This is a genomic window from Nitrosomonas sp. TNE100, from assembly GCF_055387135.1.
The window spans coordinates 876,705-899,071 of sequence record NZ_AP040997.1; the positions used below are offsets into that span (position 1 = coordinate 876,705).

At 47.6% G+C, this 22,367-nt stretch carries 21 protein-coding genes and 1 pseudogene; 13 read left to right on the plus strand and 9 right to left on the minus strand.

Annotation, left to right across the window (positions count from 1 at the left end):
• Position 1 precedes the first annotated feature (1 nt).
• The 6 genes from hflX to ACZ5EJ_RS04300 all read left to right on the plus strand — a co-directional run bounded on the left by hflX (position 2) and on the right by ACZ5EJ_RS04300 (position 6,261).
• Entirely contained in the window at positions 2–1,135 is a 1,134-nt protein-coding gene (gene hflX, locus ACZ5EJ_RS04275) for a GTPase HflX (protein ID WP_464557543.1), read from the plus strand.
• A 56-nt stretch (positions 1,136–1,191) separates the two neighbouring features.
• The gene (gene hflK / locus ACZ5EJ_RS04280; protein WP_011634047.1) at positions 1,192–2,382 is read left to right on the plus strand and encodes an FtsH protease activity modulator HflK; all 1,191 of its coding nucleotides are present in this window, start codon (positions 1,192–1,194) and stop codon (positions 2,380–2,382) included.
• Complete coding sequence (hflC, locus tag ACZ5EJ_RS04285; protein ID WP_011634048.1) at positions 2,382–3,260, plus strand: protease modulator HflC; 879 nt, start codon at positions 2,382–2,384, stop codon at positions 3,258–3,260. Before hflK ends, hflC begins: the two co-directional genes overlap by 1 nt.
• Positions 3,261–3,388: 128 nt before the next feature.
• Positions 3,389–3,574: a DUF2065 domain-containing protein gene (locus ACZ5EJ_RS04290; protein WP_011634049.1), complete on the plus strand. Its 186-nt coding sequence runs from the start codon at positions 3,389–3,391 to the stop codon at positions 3,572–3,574.
• A gap of 80 nt (positions 3,575–3,654) precedes the next feature.
• Positions 3,655–4,827 (plus strand): ATP phosphoribosyltransferase regulatory subunit, encoded by a 1,173-nt coding sequence (locus ACZ5EJ_RS04295; RefSeq protein WP_011634050.1) that lies wholly within the window; start codon positions 3,655–3,657, stop codon positions 4,825–4,827.
• 135 nt (positions 4,828–4,962) lie between these two features.
• Positions 4,963–6,261, plus strand: coding sequence for an adenylosuccinate synthase (locus ACZ5EJ_RS04300; RefSeq protein ID WP_011634051.1), 1,299 nt, complete (start codon positions 4,963–4,965; stop codon positions 6,259–6,261).
• A 67-nt stretch (positions 6,262–6,328) separates the two neighbouring features.
• On the opposite strand, the gene ACZ5EJ_RS04305 is transcribed toward ACZ5EJ_RS04300, so the two are convergent.
• From ACZ5EJ_RS04305 to ACZ5EJ_RS04325, 5 genes are all read right to left on the minus strand, one after another.
• Positions 6,329–6,646 (minus strand): hypothetical protein, encoded by a 318-nt coding sequence (locus tag ACZ5EJ_RS04305; RefSeq protein WP_011634052.1) that lies wholly within the window; start codon positions 6,644–6,646, stop codon positions 6,329–6,331.
• 179 nt (positions 6,647–6,825) lie between these two features.
• Positions 6,826–7,122: a hypothetical protein gene (locus ACZ5EJ_RS04310; protein ID WP_011634053.1), complete on the minus strand. Its 297-nt coding sequence runs from the start codon at positions 7,120–7,122 to the stop codon at positions 6,826–6,828.
• 175 nt (positions 7,123–7,297) lie between these two features.
• The gene (gene lon / locus ACZ5EJ_RS04315; protein ID WP_464557546.1) at positions 7,298–9,673 is read right to left on the minus strand and encodes an endopeptidase La; all 2,376 of its coding nucleotides are present in this window, start codon (positions 9,671–9,673) and stop codon (positions 7,298–7,300) included.
• 149 nt (positions 9,674–9,822) lie between these two features.
• Positions 9,823–10,272: a CBS domain-containing protein gene (locus ACZ5EJ_RS04320; RefSeq protein WP_074455979.1), complete on the minus strand. Its 450-nt coding sequence runs from the start codon at positions 10,270–10,272 to the stop codon at positions 9,823–9,825.
• Between the two features lie 47 nt (positions 10,273–10,319).
• Positions 10,320–10,823, minus strand: a complete 504-nt coding sequence (locus ACZ5EJ_RS04325) for a BCAM0308 family protein (protein ID WP_011634056.1) — start codon at positions 10,821–10,823, stop codon at positions 10,320–10,322.
• 342 nt (positions 10,824–11,165) lie between these two features.
• Here ACZ5EJ_RS04325 and ACZ5EJ_RS04330 point away from each other — a divergent pair, with 342 nt between their 5' ends.
• The 3 genes from ACZ5EJ_RS04330 to ACZ5EJ_RS04340 all read left to right on the plus strand — a co-directional run bounded on the left by ACZ5EJ_RS04330 (position 11,166) and on the right by ACZ5EJ_RS04340 (position 14,155).
• On the plus strand, positions 11,166–12,326 hold the full coding sequence (locus ACZ5EJ_RS04330; protein ID WP_464557547.1) for an ABC transporter permease: 1,161 nt from the start codon (positions 11,166–11,168) through the stop codon (positions 12,324–12,326).
• On the plus strand, positions 12,326–13,015 hold the full coding sequence (locus tag ACZ5EJ_RS04335) for an ABC transporter ATP-binding protein (protein ID WP_464557549.1): 690 nt from the start codon (positions 12,326–12,328) through the stop codon (positions 13,013–13,015). The genes ACZ5EJ_RS04330 and ACZ5EJ_RS04335 overlap by 1 nt, the downstream gene beginning before the upstream one ends.
• Positions 13,016–13,195: 180 nt before the next feature.
• The gene (locus tag ACZ5EJ_RS04340) at positions 13,196–14,155 is read left to right on the plus strand and encodes an efflux RND transporter periplasmic adaptor subunit (RefSeq protein WP_011634059.1); all 960 of its coding nucleotides are present in this window, start codon (positions 13,196–13,198) and stop codon (positions 14,153–14,155) included.
• Between the two features lie 213 nt (positions 14,156–14,368).
• On the opposite strand, the gene ACZ5EJ_RS04345 is transcribed toward ACZ5EJ_RS04340, so the two are convergent.
• Complete coding sequence (locus ACZ5EJ_RS04345) at positions 14,369–16,180, minus strand: cation:proton antiporter (protein ID WP_464557551.1); 1,812 nt, start codon at positions 16,178–16,180, stop codon at positions 14,369–14,371.
• Between the two features lie 368 nt (positions 16,181–16,548).
• Between ACZ5EJ_RS04345 and ACZ5EJ_RS04350 the strand changes: the two genes are divergently transcribed.
• Positions 16,549–17,235, plus strand: coding sequence for a hypothetical protein (locus ACZ5EJ_RS04350; RefSeq protein WP_011634061.1), 687 nt, complete (start codon positions 16,549–16,551; stop codon positions 17,233–17,235).
• A 503-nt stretch (positions 17,236–17,738) separates the two neighbouring features.
• Here the strand turns inward: ACZ5EJ_RS04350 and pyk are convergent.
• Both pyk and ACZ5EJ_RS04360 read right to left on the minus strand, forming a co-directional pair.
• Positions 17,739–19,217 (minus strand): pyruvate kinase, encoded by a 1,479-nt coding sequence (pyk, locus tag ACZ5EJ_RS04355; RefSeq protein ID WP_240142169.1) that lies wholly within the window; start codon positions 19,215–19,217, stop codon positions 17,739–17,741.
• Positions 19,190–19,522 carry a ferritin family protein gene (locus tag ACZ5EJ_RS04360; protein WP_011634064.1) on the minus strand — a complete coding sequence of 111 codons (333 nt, stop codon included), beginning with the start codon at positions 19,520–19,522 and terminating at the stop codon, positions 19,190–19,192. The genes pyk and ACZ5EJ_RS04360 overlap by 28 nt, the downstream gene beginning before the upstream one ends.
• A 336-nt stretch (positions 19,523–19,858) precedes the next feature.
• On the opposite strand from ACZ5EJ_RS04360, the gene ACZ5EJ_RS04365 reads away from it, so the two are divergent.
• Both ACZ5EJ_RS04365 and ACZ5EJ_RS04370 read left to right on the plus strand, forming a co-directional pair.
• The gene (locus tag ACZ5EJ_RS04365) at positions 19,859–20,146 is read left to right on the plus strand and encodes a hypothetical protein (protein ID WP_011634065.1); all 288 of its coding nucleotides are present in this window, start codon (positions 19,859–19,861) and stop codon (positions 20,144–20,146) included.
• 40 nt (positions 20,147–20,186) lie between these two features.
• Positions 20,187–20,395: pseudogene (locus ACZ5EJ_RS04370) on the plus strand (transposase); the annotation flags it as partial.
• A gap of 122 nt (positions 20,396–20,517) precedes the next feature.
• Here ACZ5EJ_RS04370 and ACZ5EJ_RS04375 read toward each other — a convergent pair.
• On the minus strand, positions 20,518–20,928 hold the full coding sequence (locus ACZ5EJ_RS04375; RefSeq protein WP_240142170.1) for a hypothetical protein: 411 nt from the start codon (positions 20,926–20,928) through the stop codon (positions 20,518–20,520).
• 295 nt (positions 20,929–21,223) lie between these two features.
• Here ACZ5EJ_RS04375 and ACZ5EJ_RS04380 point away from each other — a divergent pair, with 295 nt between their 5' ends.
• Positions 21,224–22,366, plus strand: coding sequence for a saccharopine dehydrogenase family protein (locus ACZ5EJ_RS04380; RefSeq protein ID WP_074455988.1), 1,143 nt, complete (start codon positions 21,224–21,226; stop codon positions 22,364–22,366).
• Position 22,367: the final 1 nt, after the last annotated feature.

The following is a 22,367-nucleotide window of genomic DNA, read 5'->3' on the forward strand; positions in this document are numbered from 1 at the left end:
GATGAATCATGACATCGGAACGGCAGCGGATAATACCGCAATATTAGTAGATATCAATTTTGGCAAAAATGATAAGGAAAGTCTGGATGAGCTGAAAGAGCTTGCTTACAGTGATCAACTGTCCATAGTTGCGGTGGTCGAAGGAACACGAAAGCAGCCCGATCCTGCTACTTTCATCGGAAAAGGCAAGGTGGAGGAAATCAGCCAGATAGTGGTGCAAACACAAGCTGCAATGGTGATATTCAACCACGAGCTGTCTCCAATACAGCAAAGAAATCTTTCCACAGCACTGGCCTGTCGCGTCATAGATCGTACCAGTCTGATTCTGGATATCTTTGCGCAGCGTGCCAAAAGCCACGAAGGTAAACTACAGGTTGAGCTGGCTCAGCTGGAGTACCTTTCCACACGGCTGGTGAGAGGATGGACACATCTGGAGCGCCAAAAAGGTGGAATTGGTCTGCGTGGCCCCGGGGAGACCCAGCTGGAAACTGACCGACGCTTGCTAGCAAAGCGCGTAAAATTCCTGAAGGAGAAGCTGGCTAAACTTAAACAGCAACGAGATGTGCAACGGCGCGCGAGAAAACGCTCTGAAATCATGTCCGTTTCCATTGTGGGTTATACCAATGCTGGTAAGTCAACTTTGTTCAACCGGCTTGTTCGGTCGGATGCATATGCTGCAGACAAGTTGTTTGCTACGTTGGATACGACTACCAGGAGACTTTTTCTTCCAGAACGTGGTTTGATCGTAATTTCTGATACAGTTGGTTTTATTCGGGATTTGCCGCATACGCTTGTCGCCGCGTTCCGTGCCACACTGGAAGAAACCATACAGGCCGACCTGCTTTTGCATGTGGTTGATGTATCCAGTTCCAATCGGGATGTGCAAATCAGTGAGGTTAATAAATTATTGCAGGAAATTGGGGCAGATACTATACCGCAAATCCTGATTTTGAATAAAATCGACCTCATTGAGCAGGGTTCGTCAGAAAATTACATGCGCGATGAGTATGGTAGAATCGCAAGAATTCATCTCAGTGCAAGGACGGGAGCAGGTTTTGGTTATCTCTATGAAGCGCTGGTAGAAGCGTTTGATCAAAACTTGAATAAATTAAGCAGCATTCAGCAACATCCGTAAGCATGAACGACAATGTCCGTGCCACTTCTATAAATAATGAAAAGGACTAAATCAACATGGGCTTGAATGATCCGCAATGGGGGAAAAGGAGAGGTAATTCCGGTCCTCCTGATCTTGAAGAAGTTATGCGCAGCTTTAATCAAAAAATAAATGAGCTTTTTGGTCGGAAGGGCAGAGGCGATAGTAACGGGGATTCTGATGGGAAGGATCCCGATGGACCAAGTAGTACAGGTATTGGAATCATTGGGTTCCTGCTCTTGGTCGCGTGGGCGGGAAGCGGATTCTACATCGTTGATGAAGGCCATCGAGGAGTCGTGCTGCGATTTGGTAAACATGTAGAAACAACGCAGCCTGGGCTGCGCTGGCATGTTCCTTCACCAATTGAATCTGTTGAGGATGTCAATATAGCTCAGGTGCGTACAGTAGAAATTGGATATCGTAATAATGTACGCAGCAAGGTGCTAAAGGAATCATTAATTCTTACAGATGACGAGAATATCGTTGATATTCAGTTTGCTGTGCAATATATACTTAATAGTCCCGAAGATTTTCTGTTCACTAATCGCGAGCCGGAAGACAGCGTTTTGCAGGTAGCGGAAACAGCTATTCGAGAAGTGATTGGTACCAGTAAAATGGACTTTGTCCTTTATGAAGGACGTGAAGAGGTGGCTGCTAGAACGACTGTATTAATGCAAAAAATTCTTGATCGTTATCAGATTGGTATTTCTATCAACAGGGTAACTATGCAGAATGCACAGCCACCTGAGCAGGTGCAGGCAGCTTTTGATGATGCGGTCAAAGCCAATCAGGATAGAGAACGGCAAAGAAACGAGGGACAGGCCTATGCAAATGACGTGATTCCGAGAGCCAGAGGTGCTGCAGCCCGTTTATTAGAGGAAGCCGAAGGATATAAACAAAGGGTAATCACAGCCTCAGAGGGTGATGCCAGTCGTTTTGAACAGGTGCTGGTGGAATATGCCAAGGCGCCGGAAGTAACACGTGAGCGTATGTATATTGATACGGTTCAGCACGTATTATCTAGTACCAGCAAAATCCTGATTGATCAGGAAAAAGGAGGAGGGAATCTGCTTTATCTGCCATTGGACAAATTGATTCAGGCTGATTCTGGGGTGGCGAAATCATCTACGGGGACAATTAAACAACAAAACGAAAATCAAGATTTTTCCTCAGATATAAGCTCGCGCTCGCGTGAGTCTTTTCGCAGTCGTGAACGGGAGGTGAGATAATGAAAGCGATTTCATCTATATTTGCTGTACTTTTGCTGGTTTTGGCAGTTGTGGGTAGTTCTGCTGTTTATATTGTTGATCAACGTGAACAGGCATTGTTATTTCAGCTGGGGGAGGTTGTAGGGGTAAAAACATCTCCTGGTTTATATTTAAAAATACCTTTTGTCCAGAATGTTCGTTTTTTTGATTCACGTATTTTGACGATGGATTCAGAAGAACCTGAACGTTATATCACTTCAGAGAAGAAAAACGTTCTAGTGGATCTATTCGTCAAATGGCGTATTGTAGATGTAAAGCAGTACTACGTTAGTGTGCAGGGGGATGAAACGTTAGCACGAGTACGTCTTGCACAAACAATAAATTCTAGTATGCGTGATGAATTTGGTAATCGGACGGTGCATGATGTGGTTTCTGGCGAACGTGACAAGATCATGGAGGTCATGCGCCAGAAAGCAAACACAGATGCAGAAAAGATTGGTGTAGAGGTTGTGGATGTACGGCTTAAGCGCGTGGATCTTCCTCAGGAAGTCAGTGAATCTGTTTATCGCAGAATGGAGGCAGAGCGTAAGCGAGTGGCAAACCAACTGCGATCAACAGGTTTTGCGGAATCTGAGAAAATACGGGCAGATGCTGATCGTCAGCACGAGGTAATTTTGGCTGAGGCCTATCGTGACGCACAAAAAATCATGGGGGAGGGTGATGCTCAAGCTACGGCAATTTATGCTGAAGCTTTCCAGAAGGATGCAAAATTCTATGGATTTTACCGCAGCTTGGATGCGTATGAAAAATCCTTTAGAAGTAAGGAAGATATTCTTGTTGTGGAGCCAAACTCGGAGTTTTTTAAATATATGAAAGATCCGACAGGCCATAAAAAATAAAAATGGAAGCAAAGCTATACCTTGAGTTGAAATATCATGCTAAAAATCAGCATTTCAGGTATTGGAGGATGGCTGATATAAATAGTTGTTTATATAGAATAATATTTTATTAATGATTGGGATTTAATATGTGGGATACCTTTCTGAAGGCAATTGCACTGATGCTGATTCTGGAAGGTATCTTTCCTTTCTCGTCTCCAGGTGCCTGGCGAGAAGTTTTTCAAAAACTCCTGCAGCTGAATGACGGCCAGATAAGATTTATGGGTCTCAGCACGATGCTGACTGGTCTCATTATTCTTTATCTGGTTAGTTGATTGATTGATATCTTTCCTCTGATAATTTTGACTGTTCCTGTTATTGATCCAGGTTTAATTCATTCTGGGCAACATTAAAAATGCGTAACTGGTTGCTTCCTGAATATATCGAAGATGTACTGCCGCGTGACGCTTATCGTATAGAAAAGATTCGTCGTCTTGTCATGGACAAGCTGTTTGTTCATGGATATCAGTTTGTGATGCCACCCCTGTTGGAATATGTGGAGTCTCTGCTGGCCGGGAGTGGCAGTGGCATGAATCTGCGTATGTTCAAGGTTGTCGATCAACTGAGCGGCAGGATGATGGGGTTACGGGCAGATATGACACCGCAGGCAGCCCGGATTGATGCACATTTGCTGAACACCAATGGTGTGACTCGGCTTTGTTATGCCAGCAGTGTTGTTCATACGGTACCTGATGAAATTACCCGCACACGAGAGCCATTTCAGGTGGGGGCCGAATTATATGGGCATTCCGGTATCGAGAGTGATCTTGAAATCCAGCGTTTGCTATTGGAATGCTTGTCTGTTTCCGGTATCCAGTCGATTCATCTTGATCTTGGACATATCAGAGTGTTCCGCAGTCTGATTTATGGTTCAGGAATCAGGCCCGAGTTTGAAATGGAGCTTTATGCTGCATTGTGGGCCAAGGATACGAGTGCTCTTAGGGAGCTGGTGTACACTGGCCTGAATGACTTGGATAAGACGGTTCGGGAAGCATTGCTGCTGTTGCCGGAGTTGTACGGAGATGAAACTGTTCTTTTACGCGCACGCAAATACCTACCGAATTTTCCGGAGATCAGGGAGGCTCTGGATCAACTGGAGCATGTTGCGAAGGCACTTGAACCTTATGTTGACAGGATAATTTTTGATCTGGCCGACTTGCGAGGTTATCACTATCACACGGGGATGGTGTTTGCCGCATATACACAGGGAAGCCCTGTCGCGATTGCATTGGGAGGGCGCTATGATGAAATCGGTAAATCATTCGGTAGAGCGAGACCAGCAACCGGATTCAGCCTTGATTTGAAACAATTATCACGTCTGACTGATATAAATGATTATCCCCGAGGAATACTGGCACCGTGGAAGCCGCAGGATGATGAACTTGCAGCAATGATCAAGCAGCTGCGTATCGCAGGGCATATCGTGGTGACAGAATTGCCTGGAGAGAACAGTAAAGAAGTAGCCAGGTGTGACAGAAATCTGGTTTTACGGAATGGCAAATGGGAAATTTGCCCTGTTTCAGGGTAAACAGACATCTGTAGTAGGGAATCTCTCTTTAAAGATAGAGGGCTCCGCGCTGTTGGAAGAATATGTCTAAAGCACCACGCTGTAAACAGCGTGGTGCTTTATTTTGGAAATAATTTCTGAGAGATCGATGAGTGTATGGTCAGGAATGTTGTAGTCATTGGAACGCAGTGGGGGGATGAGGGTAAGGGCAAGATTGTCGACTGGCTGACCGATCGGGCTGCAGGCGTTATCCGTTTCCAGGGAGGACACAATGCTGGGCATACGCTGGTAGTAAATGGTGAGAAAACTGTGCTGCATTTGATCCCTTCAGGAATATTGCGCAAGGATGTTATTTGTTACATTGGTAACGGTGTGGTTTTGTCTCCTGGTGCATTGTTGGACGAAATGAGTATGCTGGAGCAGGCTGGTGTGGATGTGTCCGGCAGGCTACGTATCAGCGAGGCTTGTCCGTTAATTTTGCCCTATCACATCGCAGTAGATGGCGCTCGTGAGCTGGCAAAAGGGCCGGAAAAGATTGGCACAACTGGCAGGGGGATTGGCCCGGCTTACGAGGACAAGATTGCGCGGCGCGCAATACGTCTGCAGGATCTGTTTTACCCAGAACGATTTGCCAGCAAATTGAAAGAAGTACTCGACTACCATAATTTCTTGCTGAAGAACTATTACCATACAGCAACGGTAGACTACGACCAGATACTGGATGAATGTCTGAAAAAAGCTGAAAGAATTCAGCCAATGGTCGCAGATGTTCCTAAACTGCTGTTTGAAGCCAACAAGGCTGGAAACAATCTGTTGTTTGAGGGTGCACAGGGAGCTTTGTTGGATATTGACCATGGCACCTATCCTTTTGTTACTTCCAGTAATTGTATTGCTGGTGCAGCTTCAGTAGGCAGCGGTGTCGGGCCACAGTTGCTGGGTTACGTACTGGGTATTACCAAAGCCTACACCACTCGCGTAGGTTCGGGGCCTTTTCCTACTGAGTTGGCAGATACGACTGGTGAATACTTGGCACAGCGAGGCAATGAATTTGGCTCCACTACCGGGCGCCCGCGCCGTTGTGGCTGGTTTGATGCAGTGGCTACCAGACGTTCAATTCAGATCAACGGTGTTTCAGGATTATGTATTACCAAGCTTGATGTGCTTGATGGCTTGGAGAAATTAAAGATTTGTACGGGTTATAAGTCAAAACAGTCAGACAGATTGTATGATGCTTTGCCATTTGGTGCGGATGATCTGGCTGATATTGAACCAGTTTATGAGGAATTACCAGGATGGCAGGCATGTACGGCGGGAATCAAGGATTTTGATCAACTTCCCAAGACCGCACAAAATTACCTCAAACGTATAGAAGAAGTCTGCCAGACACCCATATCGATGATTTCAACCGGTCCTGATCGAATAGAAACAATCGTTTTTCATCATCCTTTCGGATAAATGCAGCGTAATCTGAGCTGGTGGGCACTGCCTGACAATCTCCCCGTATGGCCTTATTCCCTAATTCCTATTGATGCCATTTCTGGTAAAGCTCTTCGGAATAGTCACTCCATCTTTTTTTGGCTGCTGTCAGATTTTCTTCAGCTTTTTGTGAAGCCTGTTGTGCAGCCTGGAATTCTTTCTTGGTTTCAGTTACTTTTTCCTGGTAGTAACGCAAATTGTCCTGCTTGATCTGCATCTCCTTTTTTGCCTTACTGGCTTTGCTTTCAGCCTGTTTCATCTGTTCATAAGCTGTATTGGTTTGTCGCTGCAAATTGGATAGATCGCTGGCTGCAAATGAAACAGGAGCAGCCAGCAATAATAAAATCAGGATAGGAAATTTCATTTTTTATTCCATTTTCTTGTAAAACTGAAGGATTATAAGTCGTGATAATGCATCAATAGAAGAATGAGATGGTACATGGGTTCCATCAGGCTGAGAACAATGCTCGATCCAATAGTCGATCATTGCAGATCTAATCATGATCTTTCAGAACGGGTGCTGATAACTAATTTGGAATGTCATCATCCCGGTTCTTCCGCGAGGAAATGGCGTATTCTTTGTAAATCGGCATGAATGGCAGCCTGTTTTCGTTTTAACCAGTGAGCGAGCACTTTTGAATCAGTTGTCTTCAAGATGATGCTGGTTTCGAGTAACTGAAGTAACGCTGGTGGGAGATTTTCCTTGCTACCAAAGTGACTGATCAAATGGGCAACGTGCATTTTTGCGCGCCGCAGCTGACCTGTTTCGTACACGGATGAGTAATTGTTCTGGTAGTGGAAAGGGGAAGTGCTTGTCGTGTTCTGTGCTTCGTTTCCCATAAGGTTTTCTCCTTGTATGAGTTGAACGTGTCAGGATTGCGACTGCGATCGGACAGCAATATGGCAGATGAAAAAAAGCTGCCTGATAATTTAACTATAACTCGGATGACACTTAATGGCTATGCGACAAATTGCCGCTGCTACAAGAAAAGTAGGTGGCAGCGGCTTCTTGTCTTCAGGACGATTCCTGATCGTTGTTGTCAGATGCGTTAATAGAAACATCCAAGGCTGCCCGAATAGCATCATCAGCCGTTTCCAGAAAAACAAACTGCATGGTTGTGCGTATTGCTTCGGGAACATCATGCAGATCCTTCCGGTTCCGGGCAGGCAGCAGCACGGTTTGAATACCGGCGCGTTGTGCTGCCAGTATTTTTTCCTTGATACCGCCAACCGGCAAGACCAGGCCTCGCAGGCTGATTTCACCCGTCATTGCAACATCGTGCCTTACCAGTTGATTGGTGAATAACGAAGCTAGTGCGGTAAACATTGCTACCCCGGCACTTGGTCCATCTTTAGGAATGGCACCGGCAGGCACATGCAAATGCACATCGATTCCGTCAAACATTGAAGCCGCAATATTCAAATCACTCGCACGTGCCTTAACCAGCGTGAGAGCGGCCTGTGCACTTTCTTTCATCACGTCGCCAAGCTGCCCGGTTAGGATCAGGCGGCCACTGCCACCAACGCGCGTAGCCTCTATAAACAGGATATCTCCACCGGCCGGTGTCCAGGCTAAGCCAGTTGCCACCCCCGACAAACTGGTGCGAAGTGCCAGTTCATGTTCATATTTTTCAGGGCCCAGGATATCCATCAGATTGTTCGCATCAATTCGTACCTGTTGCTGCTCACCTTGCGCGATTTTCAGGGCAGCGTGGCGCATGATCCGGCCGATTTCACGTTCGAACTGGCGTACGCCCGCTTCACGGGTGTAATTGGCAATAATGCTTTGCAAGGCTTCAGGTAACAATATGCATTGATCCAATTGCAAGCCGTTGGCTTCGCTTTGTCGTTGCACCAGATAACGTTGTGCGATTTGCAGTTTTTCTTCCGGTGTATAACCAGGTAGATCAATGATTTCCATACGGTCGCGGACCGGCGGTGAGACTTGGTCAATAACATTGGCAGTGGCGATGAAAACCACTCGGCTTAAATCGAACGGGACACCCAGATAGTTATCACGGAATGTTGCATTTTGTTCCGGATCAAGGATTTCCAGTAATGCTGCTGAGGGATCTCCATGTGCGCTGGCGGTCATTTTGTCAATTTCATCCAGCATCATCACGCAGTTGCGTGCACCAGCCTTGCGTAGATTCTGCACAATATTGCCCGGCATGGCACCAACGTAGGTGCGGCGGTGACCACGCATTTCCGCTTCATCATGTATACCACCCAGCGATACCCGGACAAATGGACGTTGTAACGCGCGGGCAATGCTTTGTCCGAGCGAAGTTTTTCCGACACCAGGCGGACCGACGAAACAGAGAATCGGTGCGCGGCCTTGTGGTTTCAATTTTTGCACAGCGAGAAATTCGATGATGCGCTGTTTGATTCGTTCCAATCCAAAATGGTCAGCTTCAAGAATTGAGCGCGCAGCATCAAGGTTTATCGGTGTTTCCTCCGGCAACTTCCAGGGCAATTCTGTTATCCATTCAAGGTAGGTATGCAGCATGGAAAATTCGCTGGAAGCAGCAGGCATCCGCTGTAATCGCTGCAATTCTTTGCGGGTTTGCTGTTCGATATCTTCCGGCATGCCGGCAGCAGTAATGGCTTCATCCAGTTTGGCGACTTCCTGTTCATTTTCACCCTCTTCGCCGAGTTCTTTCTGGATTGCTTTCAGTTGCTCGCGTAACAAAAACTTGCGTTCGCGATCTTCCATTTGCTCCTTGGTACGCTCGCCTATTTCTTGTGAGAGCCGCAGCACCTCAATACGCCGCGCCAGAATTTGCAGCACTTTATGCAAACGTTCTTCAATATCAATTGTTTCCAGCAGCGCCTGCTTTTCAGCTACTTCAGTATCGAGCAGACTGGCAGTAATATCTGCCAGATCAGACGGTGAGCGGGTTGCCTGCAGTGCATGCGCCAGTTCAGCCGGTACACCAGGTAACAGTGACAAAATTTCCATGGCACGCTCACGTAATTGCAACGTGAGTGCTTCTACTTGCGTGGTATCTGGTATGGTTTCCGGGATGCGTTGTATCCGTGCGGCAATGAAGGGGTAGCCTTCAACCAGTTCTTTGATCCGGAAGCGCTCAACGCCCAGACAAATTGCATGATGCGTGCCATCTTCGGATGTGATGTGGCGCACGACATTAGCGAGGGTGCCTACCGGGTAAAGTACATCCAGCCCAGGTTTTTCAATCGCAGGATCTTTCTGTAGCACAATGCCAACCGGTGTTTTTGATTGCAGGACATACTGAATGGATGCAATCGATCGCGCCCGACCAACCGTGACAGGCATAACGACATGCGGAAACAGTACGACGTTCCGCATCGGTACCAGGGCGATGATATCGGCGGGCAGCTCAAACGGGGTTACAGCAGATTGTTCCATGTGGTGTTTCCTCTCAGGAATTATTAACTGGTCTCAATATTGAGCGATTCAGTGGAATTTCAAGAGAGCGTGCGAGAAGTAAGCAGTAAGCTTGCCCTGTAGCTGCCATGTTTATGACGGTTCCATTGACAAGCTTCTGGTAAAACTAGTCAGGGGCGATGACGTATTTCTTTTTTATGTTCGTACCGGATCAATTTAGCAAGATCAAGCATTTCTTCCGATAGTATTTCCATAATATCGTCTGTTGTGAGGATTCCGACCAGCTCACCATTATCGTTAATAATCGGCAAACGGCGGATAGTTTTCCGGCGCATGAAATTAATGGCATCGTGTATGGCAGTATTTTCTTTTACGGCGAACAGTTCCTGTGTCATGACATCGTCGACAGTAATTGCTTCTTTATCTAGCCCGGTGGCGAGAACTTCCACTACAAGGTCGCGATCAGTGATGACTCCGACCGGTATTACACGATCGTTCACTTTATCGATCACAATAAGTGCGCCAACATGATATTGGCGCATCATCCTGGCCGCTTCTAGTACAGATCCGTCGCGTTGAATGGTTCTGACTTCCCGGTTGCAAATTTCACTGACAGTCATGACAGCCTCCTGTATGTGTTTTGAGAACAGATTGATTGGTTAACGGTTTAACGGGACCAGTACACACGCAACAAGTTTTCATCCTGGTTATATTGAAGTTCCAGGCCGCCCTGATAGGCATCATGAATCGCCTCACCAATGCCACGTGCCAGATGGATGTCTGTGGTCGTAATCAGCAGGCTGTTATTTTGTTCTTCTGTTGCGATAATACGTTGTAGTGGATGTTGAGATTTTTTCATTTTCTCGAAATTCTGCACAAGACGTAAAATTTCATCATGATGAGACTGGAGAAATTCTCCTTCTAGTGTTAAATAACCAGCCGGGTAATGATCAAGTATGCGCTGGCAAGCTGGACAGAGATGTTGCTGTGCCTTTACGGGCATTTCAAGCCATTGCCAGCGACCTTTCTGGAATACTGCGCTGCATTGTGGACACACTGTTGGTTCTGGCAGTTTTCCTCTAATTTTGTAGGCATCATCAACGCGTTCCTGAAAGATAGTGTAGTGTGACGAGACTTGACGGAAACCAGGCTGAATATTACGAATACTCATGATGGCATTCTCCTTTCATACGGCAGACTTGTTTAGCAGCGGACAGTTTCAGCCCGTTACTAGAGTTGACAACTTCACTTCTCTCTTGTGTGCTGTGTTCTTATCTTGCGCCGTTTGATGATTTTGTCAAGAATTTTCAGAGTGTTTATCCGGGATTGCAGTACCGTGAAAAGTCAGTTGTGTAAACTGATCACAATGGTTTTCGGGGCTGAAAAACTATGTGTCCCGGGTATTTTTGTGGTCAGCTTGACAATCACCGGCTCAGGTGATGTCATCGGGTGATCTCTTCGAAAGATTTGAAGTTAACTATTTTTATAGGGCCGTGCCAAGCACTGGCAATCCATGTATCACATCGCGTTGAAAATGCTGACGGGGGACAGGGGAAAGTATCTGGGTATCATTATGGGGCTGACTTTCGCTTCCCTGATCATGACCCAGCAACCTGCTATTTTTCTCGGACTGATGACCCGAACCTACAGTTTCATAACGGATGTGAGCTTGCCCGATATCTGGGTAATGGACTCTAAAGTACAATTTGTTGATGACATCAAACCTTTGCAGGATACCGAGCTCTACCGGGTACGGGGAGTTTCCGGGGTGGAATGGGCGACACCAATGTACAAGGGGCTATTGAGAGCTCGTCTGGCTAATGGCACATTTCAGAGCTGTTTCGTCGTCGGGTTGGATGATGCTACGCTCATCGGTGGTCCACCCATCATGCTGGAAGGCAACATCGAGGACTTGCGCCGCAGTGACGGCATCATCGTTGATATTGATGGGGTGCGGGATAAACTTACAAAGCCGTCACGTGAACCTGGCGGAAAATCAGTACCCATCAAAGTCGGTGACAGTTTGGAGGTGAATGATCACCGGGCGGTCGTCGTCGGTATTGCAAAAATCTCGCGCACTTTCCAGGCGCAGCCTATTATTTATACGACATATTCGCGGGCAAAAAGTTATGCGCCACGAGAGCGGAAACTGCTTTCCTTCATTCTGGTCAAGGCAAAATCCGGACAGGATCTTTCCGTACTGACCCGTCGCATACGCGAATCCACCGGTTTGGCTGCCTACACTCGTCAGGAATTTATGGATCTGACCTACGACTATTTCATGAAGAATACAGGCATTCCGATTAATTTCGGGATTTCGGTGCTGTTGGGATTTATGGTAGGCGCAGCCATTGCCGGGCAAACTTTTTATAATTTCACGTTGGATAACTTGCGCCAGTTTGGTGTGCTGAAAGCCATGGGGACCAGTAACAGAACTTTGCTAAAAATGATTTTGCTCCAGGCCATTCTGGTGGGAAGCATCGGTTATGGGCTCGGTGTAGGTTCAACCGCGTTGTTTGGCTATTTCATGCACGATACCATACTTGCATTCAAATTTACTTGGCAACTGCTGATTTTTAGTGGTGTGGGGATTGGCCTTATCTGTATATTTGCTGCGGTCATCAGCATACTCAAGGTGATCCGTCTGGAACCTGCTATTGTCTTCAAAAGTTGATGAGCGTACATACGCTGGCAGTGCGTTGCCGGAATATCGTTAAAGTCTATGAGACTGGTGGCCAAAAAGTGACCGCTCTCGATGGTATTGATCTTGATATTGCAACAGGTGAGTTGATGATGCTGGTTGGCCCATCTGGGTGTGGAAAGACCACCTTGATTTCGGTCATTGCCGGTATTCTTGATCAGGATGAGGGGAGCTGCGAAGTATTCGGTAAAGATTTGGCTGCGATGTCGGATCGGAAAAAATTAGCATTCCGAGCGAATCATATCGGTTTTGTTTTTCAGGCTTTCAATCTGCTACCGTCGCTCACGGCGACTGAAAACGTGTCCGTACCGTTACTCATCAATGGTGTCAAGCGTGTCGAGGCTGAACGCAGAGCAAATAGCATTCTCGAAGAGGTCGGCCTCGGTGATCGTACCACTTCCCTACCTGCACAGCTTTCCGGTGGACAGCAGCAGCGCGTGGCAATCGCCCGAGCGCTGATTCACGATCCTGGGCTGATTGTCTGTGATGAGCCGACCAGTGCGCTGGATCATGAAACGGGGCACACGATCATGCAATTGCTCAAAAGTACCGTTCTGCAAGCAAACCGGGCATTGGTTATTGTTACACACGATTCCCGGATTTTTGATTTTGCCGATCGTACTGCCAAGATGGATGACGGTCGTATCCTGAAAATAACGTAAAGCTATGCAACTTATTGAATATATGTTGGTTTGTCATAAGTATTGTACCTCTGAAAATCCGGTTGTGCGGGATGAAGCGCAACAACGAGACATATCAAATGGATAGGCGAGGTAGTGAGTATCGCGTAATGCCGCGGTTCACCTGGAAAATAATTTTTAGAGGTACCCTAAAAAATCATCATGAAAATTGGACATACCTTGCCTATATTGGCAATTGGTGGATTTCTGTTCGCGTCCTATACGATCGTCAGCAGTAACCAGTCGCTCCCAGTGGCCCTTGCTGCAGCAGAGCCAGCTGCCTCGCCTTACGAATCATTTATTGCAGGAGCGGGTATCATCGAGGCGAAAAGCCGGAATATTTCTGTTGGTACCGCTCTGTCTGGGCTGGTTACTCGAGTTGCTGTCGAAGTGGGAGATAAAGTTAAAGTAGGCACTCCGCTCTTTTACCTGGATGATCGCGAAGCGCGTGCGGAACTCGCCATCAGAAATTCTGATCTTGCCAGGGCCAGAGCTGGTCTTATGGAAGCCAGAGCCATGCTCGAGGACAGCAAATCGTTAAGTGATCTGATTGAATCCCTTGCCGATCAGCGCGCCGTCAGCAGCGAAGAAATGCTCAGGCGGCACAACACCTTGCGTATTAGCAAAGCTCGGCTGAGCAGTGCGGAAACCGCTGTACGGCAGGCGGAGGCCTTGCTGGCCAGCACACAGACTACGCTTGATCTGCTGGTTGTCCGGGCACCAGTGAGCGGCGAAATCCTGCAAGTCAATATTCGCCCGGGTGAATTTGCACAGGTGGGTTTCCTGACCACGCCGTTGATGCTGTTGGGTAATCTTGATCAGTTGCATGTGCGGGTGGATATTGACGAAAATGATGCCTGGCGATTCGACCGACATAGCAAGGCCATGGCTTATCTGCGGGGAAACCGGAACTTTAGCGTTGAACTAACACCAGCTTATGTGGAGCCCTACGTTATCCCCAAACAGTCCCTTACCGGCGACAGTACCGAACAGGTCGATACACGGGTATTACAGGCGCTTTATAGCTTCGATCGAGAACAATTGCCTGTTTATGTAGGGCAACAGATGGATGTATTTATTGAAGTGCGGGACCATGCAGACAATGGTAGTCCCGCTATCTGATTTCCAGCATTATCCTTTGTGCATATTTCCGATAACTCCAATATTTGCATCATGCTCAAAATATGAAGACCCCATTTCTTCTTGCGATAAGCGTAAATCATTCATTGTAATGATTTTTATGAATAAGTAGTAAAGGGAAAGCAGTTAACGAAAACTGTAATAATCTCTGGATCCCTACCTGATTTATTAGCTGGACAGCGTAGATAAATTGCGTCACTGTGCATCAGAGTTATCTGCCTTGTTGTGTGAAGGTGGTACCAGCGCAATGACGGTCCAGCCATTTCGTGGTTCCGTTTTATATTTGTCATTGGCAATTTTTAATTGTCCGGTGGGATCAATGCCGAAGAGCAAAATAGCATCTTGACCGTGTTGTGCTAGAAATTCAGGCCAGCCAAATACGTTGGTCAGCTCATTGGATTTGATCGTCCATCCTTGCGAGAGTAATTCGTTGAACTTGAGTTGCGTCATGTCGGGATTAAATAACACCTTGCTGCGCAGTTTGCCAGCAAATGTTTGACGATCCGTAGTATCGTCCGGCTTCAGAACACGCATGCGATAAACCGCTTCGCGTCCCAGCTCCTCGCGGTAGTGCAGACATGCCAAATAATTGAGTTCTCGCCGGCCGGAAATTGCCAAAAAATGGCCAATGGGAGTCAGATCCAGATGTAATTCAGCGGTTCTTGAGGTCGGATTGCCAAAAAATGTTTTTAATCCCTCCATGCGTGCCTGGCTGATCATATTCCAGTTGTCATCCGCAAGAATAACGTCAATTTTTTGTTGATTGAGTGCCGTAGCAATCGTTCGGGCAGCTGTGTCTGAGCCGAAAATCAACACTCCTTTGGGTTCTGGTGCGAGTACCCCAAGCCAGCGTGCCAAGTGGTGTGCCGTGGCACTTTGTAATACCACGGTGGCAATAATTAAAATAAATACCAGCGGCACCAAGGCGTCAGCACCCTCTATGCCCAAATCATCCAGGTGTAGTGCAAAAAGTGAGGAAATAGCAGCGGCAACCACTCCACGCGGCGAAACAAAACTCAGTAAGGCTCGTTCACGCCAACTGAGTTGGCTGCCCAGGGTAGCAACGAATATCGATATCGGACGGATGATTACTTGTGCTGCCAGAAATATCAGAATGCCGGCCCACAGCACACCATCGGGCAGTGGCCATTGGAGGCGTGCAGACAATATCACGAACAGTACAGAAACCAGCAAGGTAGACAAATCTTCCTTGAAAGTCATGATATGGTCGATGTGAATGATTCTTAAGTTGCCTAGTACAATGCCCATGACGGTAACTGCGAGCAAGCCGGATTCATGGATCAGTGTGTTTGACAGTGTGAATATACCCAGCACGGTAGCCAGTGTGGCATAGTTCTGCAGATATTCTGGAATCCACTGCTGATAGATCAGAGTAGCCAAAATTGCGGCGGCACCGAGTCCGGCCACTACACCGACTGCTACCATGACTAGAAACGTGCCCGGTGAATGGTCTTGTAGCTGCGTCAGAACGGCTTGAAATACCAGTACGGCGAACAGTGCTCCCAGTGGATCCAGAACAATCCCTTCCCAGCGCAAGGCATTAGCAACGTGTGCTGTGGGCCGTAAGGTGCGCAGCATCGGTTGGATTACTGTTGGCCCGGTTACGCACGTTAGAGCACCAAATAGAAACGCGATCCCCCAGGTAAGATCTGCAATCCAGTGTGCCGCTACTGCTAGCATTATTACAGCCAGTGCTGCGCCGTAAGTGATCATGCCGTGAACAGCGCGACCTATTCCATGCAATTCTGAAAAACGTAACGTCAGGCTACCTTCAAACAAGATAATAGCGACGGCAAGTGATATCCCAGGGAATAAAAGAGGACCAAGTGTTGCATCCGGATCAAACCAGCCGGTTACCGGACCCAGCAGAATGCCGATTAGCAAAAGTGGTAATATTGCCGGCAGGTGAGTGCGCCAGCCCAGCCATTGGGCCAGAAAGCCGATAACTAGCAGTAACGTTAAAGTGGTGCCCAAGTCCAGCGTCATAAGGATCCTGTTTTTGATAAATTGGGATAGATTAGATTCATCTTGCGAAGATCCGCAATCGAATCTGGTAATTTGAACTGGTGATTTTTATTTACTACATAACCGTATCAGATAAATTTCAGTGCTCAATATTTGAATGGTGTCGATTGGTGGTAGCTTATAGGTAGTTGTTGTCTCGATCGTATGCGTCACAACCGATAGCCCCGATATCCGTACCATATTCAAAATATGACAAACCCATTTTTTGCGATTAACGCAAATGGTTCATTGTAGTGATTTTGCTGGCTGGATTATCTGTTTTCCATAGTGGTTACAGGTTTATAAAGCAGCAGGCTATAATTCCCGGTGGATAACTTGTGCGGATAGAAATGAATTCAACTGAGGAGATTGGCAAAAAAGCTGCTATACATTGGTCTCATGTATTGCTGATTGTTTTAGCCACGATCGTTCTGACCGTGGCGGGTACTTACTGGGTGCTCAGAACGTATATTTTCGTTTCGTCCTTTGAGCCAGTTGAATTGAGTCAAAGAGAAGAAAAGACATTACAGCAAAAGCTTCGGTCAATCGGTTATGACTTTTCATTTTCATCACCGAAAGCAAGCCAAAATAGTAAATACAAGGAGGGTTTCCTGAAACCGGAGGCATATTCTGAACAGGGCGCAAAGCGTGAAATTAGCTTTACCGAGCGAGAAATAAATGCGTTGCTAGCCAAAAATACCGATCTGGCGCAGAAGCTAGCAATTGATTTTACGAATGATCTTGTCAGTGCCAAGCTGCTGTTACCGCTGGAGGAGGATTTTCCGGTGCTGGGCGGGAAAACGCTGCGTCTGAATGCTGGTCTTGGTATGGCTTACCGGGATAACAAGCCGGTCATCGTCCTCAAGGGTGTTAGTATCATGGGGGTCCCCATTCCTAATGCCTGGCTGGGTGGATTGAAGAATATTGATCTGGTTAGCGAATTCGGGGTTGATCCTGGTTTCTGGCAATCTTTCGCCGAAGGCGTGGAACACATTCAGGTTACAGACGGCAAAATTGATATCCGGTTGAAAGAATAATTTCTGGTTGTGCTGACCTGCTATTTGCTACCACCTATTTATATAAAATCCGGAAGTATAGTGGCCCCAATTTTCGGACAGCAAATTAAGATGGTAACCTGCCGTAAAAGGAGCAGGAGATGAGTGTTAAACTTGAGCACTTATTAGTCAATTCAAGGAGTAAAAACCATGCGAATTATATCTACTACACTTTCAACAGGAATTTATAAGTGCTCAGAACCTGTTCAAAGTTTTTCTCGGCGCTTCTGAATAAAACTAAAACGGAATACTCTTTACCGTTATTTTTAAGCTCAATTCTCGTCAATACAAGGGTTCCTTGGATTTTTACTTATCCTGTTGTCATTGCATGTATCCGTTTGAGGTTCTAAGCCATAGCAACCCAACCAGTTTCCATTCGCCAGCTGTTACTTGAATCCCCCGCATCAGGAACTGGCGGAAGCCTAATATCTGTTTGATAATGCCAAACACGGGCTCGGCCAGCGCATCACTTGGTAGCAGGATCGTTAACTGTTGTCCACGCGCATTACCTGTAGTGTATCGGCCGCGCCCTGTGCTGCCCCGGAGGTGGACAACATGACGACGGGATCGCCTGGCTGAGCAAGCCCTTGCGCGCACAGCCAGTGGCTGGCCAAGTACAGGCACGATTGCGGTTCAAACTCCGCCACGGCTAACAACGGTGATACGCCCCAGACCACCGCCAGACGGCGGCACAAGTCTTCAGAGTCAGCCATAACCACTAGCGGCGCCGCGGGCCGGAAGCGGGCAATCCCCAGCGCGGTCGCTATATCCCTGACGGGGGCAATGATGGCTTTAGCGTTGAGACGGGCCGCAAGCTGGCAGGCAACCAGGCTGATGGGGTTTGTCGCTGGGGTCGACTCACTTGCCCGTAGCCGGTCACGTGCAACGCGTACTGCATACTCGGTTTCAGTGGCCGTCAGTACCCGCTGCAGAATTTCGGCAGCAGCCACTGGAAAGCGTCCGATGGCGGTCTCGGCGGACAGCATCACGCCGTCCGTCCCATCAAGCATAGCATTGGCGACATCCGTCACCTCGGCACGTGTTGGTTGTTCCTGAGTAACCATGGATTCGAGCATCTGGGTGGCGGTGATCACCGGGCGTGCCTGGGCATTGGCCAAGGCGATGATCCGTTTCTGGACCAGGGGTATCTCAGCCAGATCGGTCTCCACCCCCAAATCCCCGCGAGCCACCATCACACCATCGGACGTCGCCATGATCGCATCGAGGTCGACCAGAGCTTGGCGTTTTTCGATCTTGGCCATCAGCAAAGGCTGCTGGCCGGGCGGCAGCAGTGTCCGGACGCGGATCAGGTCATCAGCGGACTGGACAAACGACACGCCGATCCACTCCGCCTGTTGCTCCAGCGCAAAGACCAAGTGCCGGCGGTCATCGTCTGTCGGTATGAGCACCGAGCGTTTGGATTCTGGCACGTTGATGCCCGAACCCGATGTGACCGTCCCGCTGACGAGCACCTGGCAGACAACCCGCTCCGCGCCAGCGATTTTAACCTCAAGCCTGATCGCGCCGTCCGCGAGATATACTGACTCACCCACACGCAGCGCCTGCAGTAACGCCGGGTGCTTTACCGGTAGCCCATCTGGAGGATCGGCCTCGAGCGCCAGGATCACATCCGCGCCCAGATGCAGTTCGCGCGCACCGTTGGACAACTCCCCCAGCCGGAACTTCGGTCCTGGCAGGTCCATCAGGACGGCGATGAACCGTCCCGCTTGTTGCGCCAATTGACGCACCTGCTGAATCCGGCGGGCATGGCTGGCGTGGTCGCCGTGCGACAGATTGAAGCGGGCGACATCCATCATCCCCGCGCCGATCAGTCGCGCCAACACGCCCGGTTGATCGGTCGCCGGACCCAGGGTGCAGATGATCTTTGTTCGATGCCAAGGGAGTTGGGGCATCTCTGCCTGTGCGGGGCCGTCCATCAGCTTGGATTCGGGAATGCGGACCATCTCATGAGCCACTGTACGCTTAGTGTGTTGAGGTGCCAAGGACGCCAAGAATTATCACGCGCCGCCCCGTCATAAAACAGAACCACGCTGCCTTCCCTGATGGGCAGCAGGCCGAAACCGATCACAATCACAGCAATCACCCGGATCCGGATAGCGCGTTGCCTGTGTGCTGTCATGTGCATCACAGCGCCGTTGTACCAGCCGATTGCCTCAAGCTCTTCCATCAACGAGACAATGGTGCGATGCATATCGCACGTTTCAATCGAAAGGTTTTCAAGCCGCTCGTGAAAATCGGTGCTGAGCATGGTTTGTCTCCTTGCTAGGGGTTCGGGAACATAAGAATTTCGAGAGCTGGAGTTTCATCAGGTTTTCTCAATACTACCGCGTCGGTAAATCGCAAAAACACCAAGTGGGGTACAGAAAAAATAAACCACTTTTTCCATGGTTGCTAAATGTGTTGAAAGTTGGCCCAGCTGCCAACCATTGTGTTAACTGATTAAATGTGAGTATATTCCGGTTCAGTTAACATGAAAAGCCAAAGATTCTGCAGCATTTTGGCGCTTCAGGCGAAAGACACCCAAGGGTAAAAATCTATCCAGTGATAAAAAGGATTGAAAGAGTGAGTACAAGATCAGGATGACTTGAAAAGATCGTGGATTTGTGCAGGCACTCTAGACGGCCTGCCCAGGCAGGCCGAGCTGATCAAGAATTTTGGTAATCGCGCTGGATTCCAAGATGGCGGTAATGATTTTCATATCCTCTCCACAACGCGGACAGTGTTCGATATCGCTATCAAACACCCGCTTGAACAGGCACGCCCAACCGATACGCGCAGAAACCGGTGGATATTGTGCATCGTCATATTCGTATCGGATGGGCTGCTTTTGCCTGTCTTTTCACCTGGAATAATCTTTGGGCGCAAGCACTAAAGTGGAGAATTCACTTAGATGTTTAGTCTCACGGTGTGCTGGAATGAGCCTGCTGGAGTGGGCGTTAAAAAATCCGTTGGCGAGGTTCGTACCAGACAGGGGCGCAACGCCTGCACGTCATTTTTGATCGTGGACGCGCAGAGCGTGAAAAATACGGACACGGCGGGCCAGAAGGGTTATGACGCGGGCAAAGAGGTCTCTGGCATCAAACGCCATATCGCAGTCGATACCCAGGGCTTGCCGCATGCATGCCATTACCTCTGCATAACCCTGATAATTTTGTTGTAACGGTGGGGGAGGGATTTCCAAATGATACTTTTATGTGTTTTTAACAGAAAAATGAAGTTTTACTCCTTTTCCAAAGGAGTTTTTCACCCATATGCTGCATTGGGGCGGATTGCTCCCCTTTTGAATGGCTCATCCACAGAAATTTTGTTGGCAGCTTTTTTCAGATTCATGCAGATGCTTTTCAGCACGGCTTGGACATTGACTTTTATCGTGCCGAGAGTGGTTTGTTCTTGTATGCCCGGTGCATGATCGTGCTCTTGATTTTGTGCTTTTTCAGAAACTGCCGATTGGCGTTGGCTTACTGAACTTTTATCCGCATACACTCGATTCGCCTCGATGTGCGCGCCAACGATGGTTGTTTCGAAATGTACCATTTCGCTCTGGTTGGCAGGGGCGGTGTGCACCCAGCGCACGTAGCCGTCTTCTGCATCCATCTCCAGTGTGATGGTCTTTTTAGGACGTGCCGCTGACTCAATCAGTGTGGCATCAATCACCGCACCCGTCGTACCCTTGACCATCAAACCGGTACAGCATGTTTTCGACAGTCATACAGCAAATCTTGCTTGTTGTAGAAGTTATTGTGGAGCAGAATGGTCACTAGTTTCGGCCAGAGCTCATTGTTGGGCAGTAATTTAGCCATTGCAAGCTCGTATTGCTGTTGTGTGAATGCTGCAAAGATGAGAATTTTCTTCTTCTTTGAATCAATAACTCGACATCAAGCGAGAGTAGATCTAGTGTGAGTGTGTATTAAGTAATTAACAATAGTGTTAATTAATAAGGAGAGATCTTATGTCGAAATTTTTAGTACTCGGGGGAGCTGGCGAGGAAGGCTCAGTTTTTTCTCGTGATCTCGTTAACAGTGGTGTCAATGAAATCGTATTGGCTGATTATAATGTAGCTCAAGCTGAGAAACTTGCCAAAGAACTTAATAAGATAGGTAACACTAAGGTTTCTGCAATTAAAGCAGACGCTAATAAGCCTGACGAACTAATCAAGATATTTAAAGAACAAAATAGTGATGTTATTTGCAACTTTGTAGGCCCTTATTATAGGTTTGGTCCGCCAGTTGCCGAAGCAGCTATAAAAGCAGGCATCCCTTATGTTGATATTAATGATGATTATGAACCTACATTAGAGATCCTGAACAATCTGAACGATAAAGCTAAGGAAGCGAAGATTCCGGTCTTTACCGGCTGCGGAGTATCTCCTGGTTGGACTAACATGATGAGTAAATTAGGTTCAACCAAACTGGATCAAACTGACAAAATTTCTATTGATTGGCTGTGGCCTGCTTTAGCTGGCGGTGGCCCTGGCGTTATTGAGCACATTTACCATATGTTAAGTGGAAAATGCCTTCAATATCTCGATGGTGAGTATAAGAAAGTATCTTCGGGAACGGAGAAAACCCGGGTAACTTCAACAGATGGTAAATTCGACGGATACGTTTATTATGTCGGCCATGGTGAACCTGCAACACTTCCACGCTATATAGATGGCGTCAAGGAAGTCATTAATAAGGGGGGACTGCTCCCTTCCGAAGCTACTGAGCTCTACTTCAAATTTATTGAAGCCGGATTGAATGATACTGACCCTATTGCAATTGATGAACAGATGGTAAGTTTAACTGATGTTACAGTTGCACTCATGGAACGTAAGTTAAAAAACTCAGAAGTTGCTAAAGATGAGAATGGCTATTTCAAAGTGACGGTTACAGGGAAGAAAGATAATAAAGAAAAGACGCTTATCTATGAGATAGCTGAACCAGGAACTCATATGACATCATGGACTGCCTCAATCATTGCTCAGATGATTGCTAAGGGTAAAATTACCGAGACAGGCACGAACGCACCAGAAGTCCTAAATGTGGAACAAATTGAATCTGTTCTCAAAGGGCTTGAAGATCGAGGATTGACGACAAAAAGAAGTGAGTAGT